Origin of the sequence: Enterococcus sp. AZ084 (assembly GCF_051714905.1) — a bacterium.
Classification (GTDB): domain Bacteria; phylum Bacillota; class Bacilli; order Lactobacillales; family Enterococcaceae; genus Enterococcus_B; species Enterococcus_B pernyi.
In genome coordinates, this window is the sequence record NZ_JBIOSS010000001.1 from 1,795,976 (window position 1) to 1,809,303 (window position 13,328).

A 13,328-nucleotide genomic window follows, 5' to 3' on the forward strand; every position below is an offset into this window, starting at 1 on the left:
TTAAAATTGATCTAAAACAAACCGAACAGCTTTCTCAGGATCTCTTGTCAAACCAATGTATTCTGCACCTTTTGTGGCAACCAATTTAATCCCTAAACGATCTGTGTCTTCCTTGATGTCCTCATAGTAAGATTGGACTTGCGGCGCCAAGACGATCATATCAAAGTCTTCCATCATCTCGTAATGAGAACCATAAGCACCTGCTAAAGCACTGATTGGTGCATCAAATTCTTTTGCTCCTTCTTTCAAAGCATTTGCAAGCATAGCACTTGTACCTGCGCCTGCGCATAAAACTAATACATTGATTTCTTTACCTGAATCAGCCAAAGAACTCGCTTCTGTTGCTAATACTTCATTCGCCGGAATCGTCACGGTCACTTTTGTTTCGTTTTCTTGCATGGCTACTTGTTCTGCTTGTCGCGCTTCTTGCTCGACTAGCGTCGCATCATACGCCTTACAGAATGGGAAATAGATGGCAAAGTCGACGAGAATCAAAACTGCGGCTAATACAAACGCCAAAACCCCCATGCCAGTTCCTAAGACTAAACCAATCGGAGCTGGCGTTGCCCAAGGTAAGACATACATGAAACTATTCATTCCAAACACATCAACAAAAAACTTGAACAAGCAAACGTTTACAATCGGCGTCAATAAAAATGGAACAAAGAAATACGGATTCAAAATCATCGGTGCCGCAAACAACAACGGCTCATTTACTGCAAAGCTGACTGGAATAACTGAAGCTTTACCAACCGCTTTTAACTGTTTGGATTTTGCAAATAGCAAAAAGATAAACGGAACGACTAAAGTCGCACCTGTTCCACCCATCGTTCCGACAAAATTCCCTAAACCAACAGTCAATACATGTGAAGCTTGTTCCCCAGAATTGAACAGTTGTAAATTGGTTTCGACATTCGCATAAATGATCGCTGCAATCGCTGGTTCAACAATCGATGGACCATGGACACCAACAAACCAGAAAAATGCCATAGCACCCCAGATCACGGCTATCCCCAAATAGCCATCTGCTGCTGTAAATAGTGGTTGCAATAAAGTGATGATGGCTTCTGCAAAAGAGATGCCAAAAAGACTACGTGCAGCTAAGTCGACCAACACGGCGGCAAAGACAGAAAATGAAAATGGAAAAATATCGCGGAACGTTTGAGAAATTGTTCCTGGTACTTCTTTTGGCATCTTGATCGTAATATCTTTTCGTACACAAAACTTATAAATGTTTACAGTAATAAATGCAGCGATGAACGAAGCAAGCAACCCTTTCGTTCCCATATATTCTGTTGAAAAACCACCTTCGATCGGTGAAACACTCAACAATAAGAAACTAACTAAAGAAGCAAGCATTACCGATGTAGTATTGATGATTTTATTTTTCGGCATTCTCCGATTCATCGATTCAGCTAAACAGCGTGCAGTAGTTGTAGAAACTAATATGCCTACGACCCCCATCGAATAATTGTAGATTTTCCACAACCAGGTCGATACTCCTTCTGGCCATTGAAAACCAAAAATCTCAGGAACTGCCGCAATCAAAATAAAGATACTTGAAAATAAAATTGCTGGCATAGCCGTCAAGAATCCATCTCTGACCGCACCTAAGTAAATGTTACGTGAGATTTTTTCAAAGATCGGTTTGCCTTTTTCAATTTGCTTGATGATCCCATTCATGCTTTTCACTCCTAGTGATTATTTGTTTTTATATAACTCAATGAAATCTTGGATCAAATCTCTTAGCAATAAAGTAGTCATCAAGTGATCTTGTCCATGGATAAAAATAAATCCCATATCCATATCTTTTCCTGAAGCCTCTTCTGCTAAGATCTTTGTTTGCGAATTATGGGCTAATGTCAAATTCTCATCTGCATCCTTCAAGGCTTCTTCCACACGATCAAATTTTCCTTGACGGACTTCTCTTAATAATGTGAGTAACGTACTACGTGCATCCCCTGAATAAGCCACGATCTCAAAACCTAACATTTGCAATTCTTCTTTATTCATCTTCCATTCCTCCAACTTAAATGATTGTTTTTGTTTCACTGACGAATTTGTACCAATAGGCGGACTCTTTAGGGTAACGTTTTTGTGTTTCGAAATCGACATAGAAGAGTCCGTATCGTTTGTTGTAACCATTTGACCAAGAGAACAAATCCATTAACGACCATAGGAAATAGCCTTTCACGTTTACTCCAGCAGATATAGCTTGGCTCAATGATTCTAAATAGACTTTCAAATATTCGATCCGCGGTTGGTCCATGATCACACCATCATCGAACTGATCTTTGAATCCCATCCCATTTTCAGTGATGTAGATTTTATTGTAGTGAGGATAATCTTCCTTGATACGTAACAATAGATCATATAACCCTTCTGGATAGATCAACCAGTCCCAATCCGTTCGAGGGATTCCTTCTTTATAGATCCGTTCTCCAATTCCTTTTACTTTATAAACAGAAGTTCCTTTGTCCCCTGTTCCATTATGATGGATCGCATTCTCTCCATGATACGCTTTGACAAAGTGACATTGATAATGGTTGATACCCAAGTAATCATTACGGTGCGAGGCACGCTTCATCTCCGCCAAATCCTCTTCCGGAAAATCATAACTTGCGCCGTTTGCTTCACAAATCTCAGCAAGCGCTGACAATGTTTCATCAGAGTAATATCCTAAGTAAGTGGCATCTAAGAGGAAACGGATCGACAACGCATCATCTAAGAACGCTGCATGTTGATCTTCCAAAGCGTCCGATGCAGGATATTTCGTTTCTAAAGAATGAACCACACCAATTTCACCGGCATATCCCTCGTCCTTGAACAAGTTCACCACCCTTGCGTGCGCATACATCATGTTATGCAAACAAGCAATGATTTTGGTAAAATCATAGGTTATTCCTGGTGGGAAAATCCCTAATAAATATTGATTCGTTGCCACTGGATAAATCTCGTTGAAGGTACTCCAGTAACGTACTTCTTTAAATTCATCAAAGCAAAATTTTGCATACGCAACAAACGCTTCTATATTGTCTCTATTTAAAAAATCACCCTGATCAAATAAAACTTTTGGGGTATCAAAATGATGGAGCGTCACAAAAGGAAGTACACCATGTTTCTCACAAGCTGCAAAGACCTTATGGTAAAATGCCACACCCTCTTCATTCACTTTCCCAGTTCCATCAGGAAAAATACGACTCCACGCAATGGATAAACGTAACCCATTCACACCAAACTTCTCACATAATTCAATATCTTTTTCATATTGATGATAGAAATCACTTGCCGGATCAGGACTGAATCTTCCTTGTTTCTCTAAAAACTCGTCCCAAGCAACTTCACCTTTTCCGCCTTCTTTTGTTGCGCCTTCTACTTGGTATGCCGCTGTTGCTCCGCCAAAAATAAAATCTTCTGGTAATTTCAGCATCTCTTCCCCTACCTTCTTGTCTACTAATTTATATAACAACACGAATTGTAATCGCATTCAAAACATTTGTCAACAAAAACAAACAAATTCAATCAATAAATTGCATTTATTTGAAATAAAAGGGGGGATTGTTTGTTTAGGTTGATTATTTTTGTTTGCATGTGTTTGTTTTTGTTGACCTCCATTCTATTATATGGTAGATTATTTGTGAATTGGGAGTGATTAGATGTTAAAAAGAGAGCGCTTACTAACAATTAGTGAGATGGTGAATAAAAAAGGGATTTTAACGGTCAGTGAGATCATCGAACAATTGAATGTCTCTGATATGACCGTTCGTCGAGATTTGGATGAGCTAGAAAAGTCAGGAAAATTATTGCGTATCCATGGTGGGGCCCAAAGTCTTACCTATACCCTCGACCAAGAATTATCACATACAGAAAAATCAGTCATGCAAATCAAAGAAAAGCAACAGATTGCGGCAACAGCTGCACAGTTGATCAATGAAGGTGATACAGTCTTTTTGGGTCCAGGAACGACGATCGAGTTATTAGCTTCTCACTTGATCCACAGAAAACTGCGGATCATTACGAATAATTATGCCGTTTTTGAAGTGTTAGCCCAAGCAGAAGTTCCCGAAATTTTGTTGATCGGTGGCGACTTTCGAAAAAACACTGGTGCATTTGTCGGCCCCATCACCAACGATAACCTCAGAAAACTGAAGTTCACCAAATCATTTATCAGCGCTAACGGTGTGCATAATGAAGCAATCTCAACCTATAGTACCGAAGAAGGTGAAGCTCAACAAATTGCCTTGAACCATTCGAAAAATAAATACTTATTAGTGGATCACCAAAAATTTAATCGCGATGACTTTTATATCTTTTATCAATTACATGATTTTGATTTACTGATTACTGATCCACACATCAAACCACATGTGAAAGATCATTATTCGCAATATGTCCAAATAAAATTAGCGGAATCGCTAGAAAATGAACTTTAGGAGTGAACGTATGAAAGGAATTATTTTTGATTTTAACGGGACGATGTTCCAAGACTCCCATTTACATGAAGCGGCTTGGGTCCAAATGATCCATCATTATTCTAAAAAAGAGCTTTCTGATGAAGACATTGTTAAAAATATCCATGGACGTACCAATAGTGAGATATTGAATTATTTTATCTCCCCTACTTTATCGAAAGAAGAAGTCGAGAAACTATCAAACGAGAAAGAGGCATATTATCGCACTCTTTGCTTAGAAAAACCGGATGATTTAATGCTGACGCAGGGATTGATCGGTACTTTGGACATATTAAAAGAGGAAAACATCCCGATCACGATCGCTACAGCTACAGTCAAAGATAACGTTGAATTTTATTTTGAGATTTTTGATTTAGTAAGATGGTTTGAATTTGATCAAGTCGTTTACGATGATAATACTTTCCCAGGTAAACCACAACCTGATATCTTTATCAAAGCCGCACAAAAATTAGCTCTTGAACCAAAAGATTGCTTGGTCATTGAAGATGCTTATTCTGGACTTTTAGCAGCCAAGCGTGCAAATATCGGTACGATCATCGCCATTGATCCATTTGGGAAAAATCGCCAGTTATTCTCCAATCAAGAACTAAGAAAAGATGGTGTGATAGAGAATTTTGATGATTTCTATCTCAATTTCTTCTCCACTGCAACTTCATCAAAAAAAAGATAGACGTATGATCGTCTATCTTTTTTGTATTTATTTACGTTTTTTTCCGCCAAACGCATCTTTTACTTTATCAAAAAAACCATCTTCTTGTTGCTCTTGAACATGCATGCCGCCTGCTTTAGCAAATGCGCGTAAAGCTTCACGCTGTTCTTCATTGAGGTTTTTAGGTGTAATCAATTTCACACGCACATGTTGGTCCCCTGTAGACCCACCACGTAAACGTGGCGCTCCTTTACCACGTAAACGGAAGTTCGTTCCCGTTTGCGTACCAGCAGGGATTTTCAATTTGACATCCCCATGAACGGTTGGCACTTGTACTTCATCACCCAGCGCTGCTTGCACGAAGCTTAATGGTAACTCATAATAGATCTCAGAACCATCGCGATCGAAGATATCACTTTCTTCTACTCGGAAGACCACATATAGATCTCCGAATGGACCACCATTCTCGCCTGCTTCACCTTGTCCTGCTAAGCGCATTTGTTGTCCTTCTTCCACACCGGCTGGTACATTCACTTTGACCGTATGTGCTTTCTTCTCATGACCAGAGCCATGACAAGTCGGACATGGTTCTTTGATTTCTTTCCCAGTGCCTCGACATACATCACAAGTTTGACGGCTCATCACACGACCAAGTGGTGTTTGACGTTCCACATTGATCGTTCCAGAACCATGACATTTATGACAAGTCGTCGGTTGTGTTCCTGGTTTTGCACCATTTCCGCTACACGTGTGACAAATTTCTTCACGATTGTATTTGATTTCTTTTTCTACCCCAAAGATTGCTTCTTCGAAGGATAAATTGACTGTATATTGTAGATCTGATCCTTGACGAGGGGCATTTGGATCAACAGATCTTCCACCACCGCCAAAAAACGAATCAAAAATATCTTCAAATCCACCAAAGCCAGCTCCACCACCGGAGAAGCCGCCAAAGCCACCAAAGCCGCCGCCACCAGCGCCATAATTAGGATCAGTTCCAGCATGTCCGTATTGATCGTAAGCCGCACGTTTTTGTGGATCACTTAAAATCTCATAAGCCTCGGAAACTTCTTTGAATTTTTCATCAGCATCAGGCTCTTTATTGATATCTGGATGGTATTTCTTTGATAACTTTCGATAAGCTTTTTTTATTTCGTCTTCTGAAGCTCCCTTTGACAGCCCCAAGACTTCGTAATAATCACGTTTTGTTGCCATAGGCTTTCCTCCTATTGGTTCTCTTCATTTCCACGTCGTTTGTTATCATATCACACTTTGATCGAAACAAAAACCGGAAATTTCGAAGTATCGACTAAAGAAGAAAAAATCGATCATTGATTTCTATGGCACAAAGAAAAGATAACATTTCTCTTCTTGATCCAAAGAAAAATCATAACTGATGACTTGTTACTTTACTCTAGTGATGCTTCTAAACTGCATAAAATAAAGTGATACAAGATTATTCCCTCGGAAATAAGCCGAAGAATCGCGAAAATATGAGAAGCTATTTTCGAATTCTTCGGCTTATTCTAAAGCGGGACTTGATCTCTTTAAGTGAAACTAAATGAACTGATTATTTTTTGTCGTCATCGACTTCTTCAAAATCAGCATCTACGACATCATCCGCTCCGCCTTGGGCAGCTTCAGGATTTTCTTGAGCTTGTTGTTGTGCCGCTTGTTCATATAATTTAACTGTCAAGTTTTGCACGATTTCGTTCAACGCATCACGTTTTGTTTTCATTTCTTCGATGTTGTTTGCTTCTACTGCAGCTTTCAATTCGTCACGAGCTGCCTCAGCTTTTTTCACTTCTTCTTCGTCAACTTTACCTTCTAATTCTTTCAAGGTTTTATCAACTGAGAATAGCAACGCATCGACATCATTACGTAGATCAACTTCTTCTTTACGTGCTTTATCTGCTTCTGCATTAGATTCAGCATCTTTCACCATACGTTCGATTTCTTCGTCTGTTAGACCTGAAGAAGATTTGATCGTGATTTTTTGTTCTTTTTGTGTACCTAGATCTTTGGCAGATACATTTACGATACCATTTTTATCAATATCGAATGTTACTTCGATTTGAGGGATACCGCGTGGTGCAGCTGGAATGTCTGTCAATTGGAAGCGACCTAATGTTTTATTGTCCGCAGCCATTGGACGTTCCCCTTGTAATACATGGATATCTACAGCAGGTTGGTTATCCGCAGCTGTTGAGAATACTTGTGATTTACTTGTTGGGATTGTTGTATTACGATCGATCAATTTTGTAAATACGCCACCCATCGTTTCGATACCCAATGATAATGGAGTTACGTCTAGTAAAACAACGTCTTTTACATCACCAGTGATCACGCCACCTTGGATTGCTGCACCCATCGCTACAACTTCATCTGGGTTTACTGATTTGTTTGGTTCTTTTCCTGTTTCTTTTCTTACAGCTTCAACAACCGCAGGAATACGAGTTGAACCACCGACTAAAATCACTTCATCGATTTCTGATTGTGACAAACCAGCATCTTTCAATGCTTGACGTACAGGAACTTTCGTACGTTCCACTAAGTCAGCTGTCAATTCATCAAATTTTGCACGAGTCAATGTCATTTCTAAGTGCAATGGACCAGCATCACCAGCTGTGATAAATGGCAAGCTGATTTGAGTGCTTGAAACACCTGAAAGGTCTTTTTTCGCTTTTTCAGCAGCGTCCTTCAAACGTTGTATAGCCATTTTATCTTGACCTAAGTCAATGCCATTTTCTTTTTTGAATTCAGCAACCATATGATCAATGATTTTGTTATCAAAGTCATCTCCACCTAAATGGTTGTCTCCAGCAGTAGATAATACGTCGAATACGCCATCGCCTAATTCAAGGATCGATACGTCGAATGTACCACCACCAAGGTCAAATACTAAGATTTTTTCATCGCGATCTGTTTTGTCTAAACCATAAGCTAGTGCTGCCGCAGTCGGTTCATTGACGATACGCTCTACTTCTAAACCTGCAATCTTACCAGCATCTTTAGTTGCTTGACGTTGTGCGTCATTGAAGTATGCAGGAACAGTGATAACTGCTTTTTCTACTTTTTCGCCTAAATAATCTTCTGCGAATCCTTTGATGTATTGTAAGATCATTGCAGAGATTTCTTGTGGTGTATATGATTTACCTTCAACATCCACTTTATAACCAGCTTCACCAATATGGCGTTTGATGGAAGAAATTGTATTAGGGTTTGTTACTGCTTGACGTTTTGCGACTTCCCCTACTTGGATCTCACCATTTTTAAATGACACAACAGAAGGTGTTGTACGGTTTCCTTCTGGGTTTGCAATGATTTTTGCTTCATTTCCTTCTAATACAGCTACTGCTGAGTTTGTAGTACCTAAGTCAATTCCGATAATTTTACTCATAATCAACGTCTCCTTATCTTATTACTAAGTTGTTGTTTCTATTCCATCATGACTTTATTGCGCAACGATAACCATTGTCGGTCTCAATACGCGGTCATGTAATTTATAGCCTTCTTGTAACACTTCAACGATCGTATCAGCAGGTAATTCATCTGTTGCTGGTACCGTCTGAACTGCTTGATGCAATGTCGGATCAAAAGGTTCACCTTTTGCAGGGATTTTTTCGATTCCTTCTTCCTTCAATGCATGTTTCAAACTTTCAAGAACCATCTCGACACCTTTTTTCAAACTTGCACCTTGCTCATCAGATACTTCTGTTGCTAAAGCACGTTCTAAGTTGTCGATCGAAGGTAATAATTTTTTGGCTAAATCTTGTGAACGATATTTTTGCAATTGCTCTCGTTCGTTTTTACCACGATTTGCCATATTAGCGATTTCTGCTCTCGCACGCAAAAACTTGTCTTCCATTTCATCAAATTCAGCTTGGAGATTTGCAAGTTCGTTTGCTTCTTCTTCCACTTCTGAAACTTCCACTTCTTCCGTTTCTGGATCTAGCTGCGTATCATTCAATTCCTGATCTAATTCTTCATGGTTTTCTTTCATGATGCAGTCTTCCTTTCATTATTCAGTCAGATGCTTGATCGCTCAAATCGAAAAAACGATCAGTCACTTTTGTGATTGTTCAAAAATCCGAGCGATCAAGTGTGCGATAATAATCAGCGAGTTTGTGCGCCAATTCTTTTCGATAGACATCGACAAGGCCTAACATTTTGGAATATGGCATACTAGTTGGTCCTAGCAATGCGATGGTTCCACGTCCATGGCCGACGATTTCATAACTCGCTTGGATCATACTCATATTTTGCAATAGGTCATTGCCTATTTCCGAACCGATTTTGATATGTATCTTGCTATCCATCGGTACGATCATCTGTGTCAGTTCATAGGAATCTGTCATAAATGAAAACATTGACTTGAACTGATCCACATCTTGCAACGGTTCATAATCCAATAAGTTCATTTGGCCACTCACATAAACTTTATCTTCAAACGCATGACTCAAAACCGTATCAAAGAGACTAGACATCCCTTCCGTTGTTTGAAAATATTTATGCAAGATCATCGGGATCTCCGTGCGTAATTTGTTGTATACCGTCACTAACGGATCTCCTACCAAACGGTCATTGACAATACGAACCATTTTTTCTAAGTCCTGACTACCTAAGTTTTCAGGAAGAGTAAAAACCTGACTTTCAACGTTCCCATTATCAGTCACCACGATCGCAATGACCTGACGACTATTCAATGGCACGATGCGAAAACCGGTCAAACGGCGATCTTTAATCTCGGGTCCTAACGAAAAAGTAGTGTAACTAGTCAACTCAGATAAAATCTCAGCTGATTGTTTGATGATTTCGTTGATTTCATGGAATTCCTTGTTTAAAGACTGTCGAATTTGGTGCAAATCATCATTTGCTACACGAGCAGGTCGTAACAGATGATCCACATAATAACGATAACCTAGCGCAGACGGTATACGTCCAGAAGAAGAATGTGTCTTTAAAAGTAGACCTTCATCCTCTAAAGCTTTCATATCATTACGGATCGTCGCTGGACTTGCCTCGACTCCTTCCGCCATTAACGTTTTGGAACCAACGGGCACCCCACTACTCGTATAGTTTTGGATGATCAGACGTAAAATATCACTTTGTCGCTGTGTTAACATCTTTCTCACCTCTCATTAGCACTCTTAGCTTCTAAGTGCTAACCCACTTATAAATATAGCAAGAAGACTAAAAAGTGTCAAGGAAAAGAACCCACTTTTTTAGCACTCTTACATCGAGAGTGCTAATCAATTGTCAACTTGCTTAAAATAGCGTCATATCAGGCATTTGATCATAAAAAACTTGATTAAAATCGTTTTTTTTATTTCGTTGTTATAAAAAATTTAAACAATCATTCAGTCGTTTACCAAGTCCTTATCCAATAAAAAACGTTCGAATACATTATTCCCCAAAAAAGTTCCTTTTTGTGTCAAATATACTCGGTCTTCTTCATTCACTAACAACTCTTCTGCTACTAACTCATCCAGGACAGATTGATACAACGATTCAATCGATTGACCATAACGCTGTAAAAAGTGTTGCTTCTCAATGCCCGCCTTTTTTCTTAAACCAAGAAACATCTCTTCCTCGATTTGATTCTTACGAGATAACTCTTCACGTTCTAATACTGGTAGCTCACCTTCACGTAACGGACGCAAATAATGTTGGATCGGTCCTTTATTTCGATATCGCGTATGATCCAGATAGCCACTTGCTCCTGCGCCAAAACCGAAATAGTGATCATTATTCCAATACATCAAATTGTGTTGGGATTCATGACCAGCTAAACCAAAGTTACTGATCTCATATTGATGACGTTGATGTTTTTCCATCGCCGCAATCGTTTCTTCAAACATCCGTGTCTCCGTCTCTTGATCTGGCAACTGCAATCTTCCTTGTCGAACCCAATTCATGAACATCGTTTTATTCTCTAAAATCAATGAATAAAGAGAATAATGAGGCAAGTCTAAGGCTAATGCCCGCTCTAACGTATCAAGATAGCCTTCTAATGTCTGTCCAGGTAATGCATAGATCAAATCAATGCTGACATTTGAAAAATTTTCCGCCTCTAAAAATCGCATCGTTTCATAGACATCTTCCGCCGTATGTTTTCGACCAATTTTCTTTAATAAGCGATTATCAAAGGTCTGGACCCCCATCGATAAACGATTGACCCCATAATTCTTCATTACTTGTAGCTTTTCCCTGGTCAAATCACCAGGATTCGCTTCCACTGTAAACTCTTTTCCTTCATTAAAAGGTAAGATCTCTCTGGCACCAGACAATAGTCGATCGAGCTGCTTAGCCGATAAAGAAGTCGGCGTTCCACCACCAACATACAGTGTCTCCAATTCATTCACCGGACGACGCTCCATCATGATCGCCATTTCCTTTAGTAGCATTTCGACATACTCATCCACTGGTTGACCTTCTAGAAACACTTTATTGAAGTCACAGTAATAACAGATATGTTCACAAAATGGAATATGGATATATGCAGAAACCTTATGTTCTGCGGATTTGTTTGTTTCTTTCATTTGATTTTCTTTCTCCTTACGTCAAAAAGTCGTACCGCTTTTCGACCACTCTTTAAACGGTGTTCAAGTGCCAACTCCTTGAAATAAGCCAGCAATTTTCAAAACATGAAAAGCTGTTTTAAAAATTGCTTTCTTATTGTCATCGGAGCTAACCGGCACTTTCACGACCTCTTATATACGCATACTATACGTATTTAACAAACAAATCCACTAAAAAATCCAAGAATCGATTTCTTGGATGAGTTTTTCTTTGGTTGTGGTGGAGACTTGGTTGTAAATTTCCAGTGTGGTTTTCATGTTGGCATGCCCTACACGTTCCATGATTGCCTTGAGCTGCATGAAAACAGGAATCAAGTGACTCGATTCCTGTTTTCATACTATTTTTGTTTTTTTTACTGTCCACTTGACAAGGGGCACTTCAAAGGATCAACCTCTGGATTCCCCCCCTAATTTTACTTCTCATACTATATTCATTTCCTCTCTGGCTAATATCTCCTTAACGAATGGACTATCTATTTAAACAGCAACGATGATTATATTTCCCATAAATTTTCAGTCTAGTTTAATAATATGCATAAATCGTTATTCGTATTATTTAGCTAATCCTACTAATTTACGTTGCCTTCTATATTCCTCATTCGCGCTATACATCATTACTGTATTAAGTTCTTTAGCAGTAGCATTTTCTGATAAGTAAGATATACTTTTGTTGTATTTATTTACAATTTTCCATACTTGTCCTTTTTCATCCATCTTCCTTCCCATCTATCTATTACTAACAGTTATCCAATTTTTAATATAAGAAGCATTATTGCTTCAAATACCTGTACTTAATTTTTCAATGTCATTTTCTAGTAATCTATAGGTGGTAACTTTTTATCTCTAAAAAAGCAAAAAACTTTGCATATCCCACTTTATTTATACTCAGCCCCTTTGCCACAAGCAAAGCTTCTATATCGCTTATATGTTCAACTCACTTCTAAGTTGTTGTTTGAACTGCTTACCAGTATACGTGCTATTTATAATCTTACTGATTATCTTCCCCCTATTTACAAGGGTCGCAAAACTTTTTTTGTCACTATTTTGTGAGGTGGGTGTTAAAACATTTTCTGTTGTTGTTTCTTTTGGCCTATCTTTTGGTATTTCTTTTAATGTAACCTTTTTTTCAAGATTTTCATAATTCCATAGATGCATCATTACTTGGAACATAAACATAAATCCGTTTCCTAATTTTGAATGATCGGCACTTCTTTTAAAACGTGGTCGTATGTCAAACTCATTTCCTTGTGCAATATCTCGAATAATGATCATTGCCATTTCTGCATCCATTAATTGAAAATTACTTCGTAACATAGAATCTACTTTTAGTGCTTCAACAACAGTATTTTTAGATAGATTCGGTTTGTTTTGTTCCAGAGCTAGTCTTTTAACAAACCTCTCAAATGTCTCCGACAGTACAAAGCTAGGATAATAACGTAGAAACTCATCTCTCAAGTCTTTTCCGCTTCTTCTTGTCCCTATTGTAGGTAAAGTATAGGCTATAATGTCATCTGTCGAAGATGCAAGATGTGTGGCTTCATGCATAATCGTTTCCTCTGGAGCTGTTTTTAACTGCTCTTCTGGAGAAATAGCTGGCTTTAAGTGAAAAGCATCTGCCATAATAAT

At 38.7% G+C, this 13,328-nt stretch carries 12 protein-coding genes and 1 pseudogene; 2 read left to right on the forward strand and 11 right to left on the reverse strand.

The features are described 5' to 3' along the window. The 4 genes and pseudogenes from IGI79_RS08190 to lacG all read right to left on the reverse strand — a co-directional run bounded on the left by IGI79_RS08190 (nt 1) and on the right by lacG (nt 3,430). Nucleotides 1–399, reverse strand: a complete 399-nt coding sequence (locus IGI79_RS08190) for a lactose/cellobiose PTS transporter subunit IIB (RefSeq protein WP_374955056.1) — start codon at nt 397–399, stop codon at nt 1–3. Continuing rightward, nucleotides 399–1,683 (reverse strand): annotated as a pseudogene (locus IGI79_RS08195) (PTS transporter subunit EIIC); the annotation flags it as partial. The pseudogene IGI79_RS08195 and the gene IGI79_RS08190, both read right to left, overlap by 1 nt. 18 nt (nt 1,684–1,701) lie before the next feature. Next, nucleotides 1,702–2,013: a PTS lactose/cellobiose transporter subunit IIA gene (locus IGI79_RS08200; RefSeq protein ID WP_010735223.1), complete on the reverse strand. Its 312-nt coding sequence runs from the start codon at nt 2,011–2,013 to the stop codon at nt 1,702–1,704. Nucleotides 2,014–2,029: 16 nt separating this feature from the next. Beyond that, nucleotides 2,030–3,430: a 6-phospho-beta-galactosidase gene (gene lacG / locus IGI79_RS08205; protein WP_071866247.1), complete on the reverse strand. Its 1,401-nt coding sequence runs from the start codon at nt 3,428–3,430 to the stop codon at nt 2,030–2,032. Between the two features lie 226 nt (nt 3,431–3,656). On the opposite strand from lacG, the gene IGI79_RS08210 reads away from it, so the two are divergent. Further along, entirely contained in the window at nt 3,657–4,433 is a 777-nt protein-coding gene (locus IGI79_RS08210) for a DeoR/GlpR family DNA-binding transcription regulator (RefSeq protein ID WP_071866246.1), read from the forward strand. A 10-nt stretch (nt 4,434–4,443) separates the two neighbouring features. After that, nucleotides 4,444–5,142 (forward strand): HAD family hydrolase, encoded by a 699-nt coding sequence (locus IGI79_RS08215; RefSeq protein ID WP_071866245.1) that lies wholly within the window; start codon nt 4,444–4,446, stop codon nt 5,140–5,142. A gap of 27 nt (nt 5,143–5,169) precedes the next feature. Here IGI79_RS08215 and dnaJ read toward each other — a convergent pair whose 3' ends face one another. From dnaJ to IGI79_RS08250, 7 genes are all read right to left on the reverse strand, one after another. Then, nucleotides 5,170–6,336 carry a molecular chaperone DnaJ gene (dnaJ, locus tag IGI79_RS08220; RefSeq protein WP_010735219.1) on the reverse strand — a complete coding sequence of 389 codons (1,167 nt, stop codon included), beginning with the start codon at nt 6,334–6,336 and terminating at the stop codon, nt 5,170–5,172. 355 nt (nt 6,337–6,691) lie between these two features. After that, the gene (dnaK, locus tag IGI79_RS08225; protein ID WP_438845836.1) at nt 6,692–8,521 is read right to left on the reverse strand and encodes a molecular chaperone DnaK; all 1,830 of its coding nucleotides are present in this window, start codon (nt 8,519–8,521) and stop codon (nt 6,692–6,694) included. Between the two features lie 54 nt (nt 8,522–8,575). After that, nucleotides 8,576–9,124 carry a nucleotide exchange factor GrpE gene (gene grpE / locus IGI79_RS08230; protein ID WP_010735217.1) on the reverse strand — a complete coding sequence of 183 codons (549 nt, stop codon included), beginning with the start codon at nt 9,122–9,124 and terminating at the stop codon, nt 8,576–8,578. Between the two features lie 79 nt (nt 9,125–9,203). After that, nucleotides 9,204–10,247 (reverse strand): heat-inducible transcriptional repressor HrcA, encoded by a 1,044-nt coding sequence (gene hrcA, locus IGI79_RS08235; protein ID WP_071866244.1) that lies wholly within the window; start codon nt 10,245–10,247, stop codon nt 9,204–9,206. Between the two features lie 234 nt (nt 10,248–10,481). Further along, nucleotides 10,482–11,663 carry a radical SAM family heme chaperone HemW gene (hemW, locus tag IGI79_RS08240; protein WP_438845837.1) on the reverse strand — a complete coding sequence of 394 codons (1,182 nt, stop codon included), beginning with the start codon at nt 11,661–11,663 and terminating at the stop codon, nt 10,482–10,484. Nucleotides 11,664–12,254: 591 nt separating this feature from the next. Further along, a complete protein-coding gene (locus IGI79_RS08245; protein WP_169823214.1) occupies nt 12,255–12,416 on the reverse strand; it encodes a hypothetical protein in 162 nt (53 codons plus the stop codon). A 207-nt stretch (nt 12,417–12,623) separates the two neighbouring features. Beyond that, nucleotides 12,624–13,322, reverse strand: coding sequence for a hypothetical protein (locus IGI79_RS08250; RefSeq protein WP_438845838.1), 699 nt, complete (start codon nt 13,320–13,322; stop codon nt 12,624–12,626). Nucleotides 13,323–13,328: the final 6 nt, after the last annotated feature.